Origin of the sequence: Halonatronomonas betaini, assembly GCF_015666175.1 — a bacterium.
Taxonomy (GTDB): Bacteria; Bacillota; Halanaerobiia; order Halanaerobiales; family Halarsenatibacteraceae; genus Halonatronomonas; species Halonatronomonas betaini.
In genome coordinates this window covers 1-1,285 of the sequence record NZ_JADPIE010000013.1, presented here as the reverse complement: position 1 = coordinate 1,285, position 1,285 = coordinate 1, and the positions used below count along the sequence as shown (strand labels likewise).

Genomic DNA, 1,285 nt, shown 5'->3' with positions numbered 1-1,285 from the left:
AAAGTCGCACCTTGAAAGATGCATAGGGAAGAAAAGAGAAGATATAAAGGGCCCACGGTGGATGCCTGGGCACCCAGAGTCGAAGAAGGACGTGATAGGCTGCGAAAAGCCTCGTGGAGCTGTCAAATAAGCGTAGATGCGGGGATATCCGAATGGGGAGACCCGCCAGGTAGAAGGCCTGGCATATATAGTTGAAAGAAGTAGGCTATATAGGACAAGCAGGGGAAGTGAAACATCTAAGTACCCTGAGGAAAAGAAATCAAAAGAGATTCTCCAAGTAGCGGCGAGCGAACGGGGATGAGTCAAAAAGGCTATGGTGTAAGCCTGCAAGCGTTGCCATAGTCTGGTGTGGATGTATTGTACTTATCTTTGCAGAGATAAGGCTGCTTAAAAACGAGCTTTAGACGAATAGCCTGGAAAGGCTAACCAGAGAAGGTAACAGTCCTGTAGTTAAAAAGGCAAGTTAGTGGTAATACAATCCGAAGTAGCACGGATCACGAGGAAGTCCGTGTGAAGCAGGGGGGACCACCCTCCAAGACTAAATACTCCTGGGTGACCGATAGCGAACAAGTACCGTGAGGGAAAGGTGAAAAGAACTCCGGAAGGAGAGTGAAATAGAACCTGAAACCGTGGGTTTACAAACAGTGGGAGAGCAGATAAAAAGGCTCGACCGCGTGCTTTTTGTATCACGAACCGGCGAGTTACACTCTGTAGCGAAAGGTTAAGCTGAAAGCAGCAAAGCCGTAGCGAAAGCGAGTCTTAAGAGGGCGCAAGTTGCAGGGAGTAGACCCGAAGCCAGGTGATCTATCCATGACCAGAGTGAAGCGGGAGTAAGACCCCGTGGAGGCTCGAACCGCGGTGGCGTTGAAAAGCCATGGGATGAGTTGTGGATAGGGGTGAAAGGCCAATCGAACCTGGATATAGCTGGTTCTCCTCGAAATAGCTTTAGGGCTAGCCTTAGAGAAAAGATATACGGCTGTAGAGCACTGATTGGACTAGGGGCCCAACAAGGTTACCGAATCCATTCAAACTCCGAATACCGTATATTGTTCTCTAGGAGTCAGACTATGTGGGATAAGCTTCATAGTCGAAAGGGAAACAGCCCAGACCACCAGCTAAGGTCCCCAAGTATAGACTAAGTGGGAAAGGAAGTGAGGTCGCCAAGACAACCAGGATGTTGGCTTAGAAGCAGCCATTCATTTAAAGAGTGCGTAATAGCTCACTGGTCAAGTGGCCTCGCGCCTAAAATGTAACGGGGCTAAAGTCTATCACCGAAGCTGTGGAT

General features: G+C 48.9%; 1 rRNA gene. It reads left to right on the top strand.

Annotated features, from left to right (window positions below):
* Positions 1-34 precede the first annotated feature (34 nt).
* A 23S ribosomal RNA gene (locus I0Q91_RS14210) occupies positions 35-1,285 on the top strand; the annotation flags it as partial.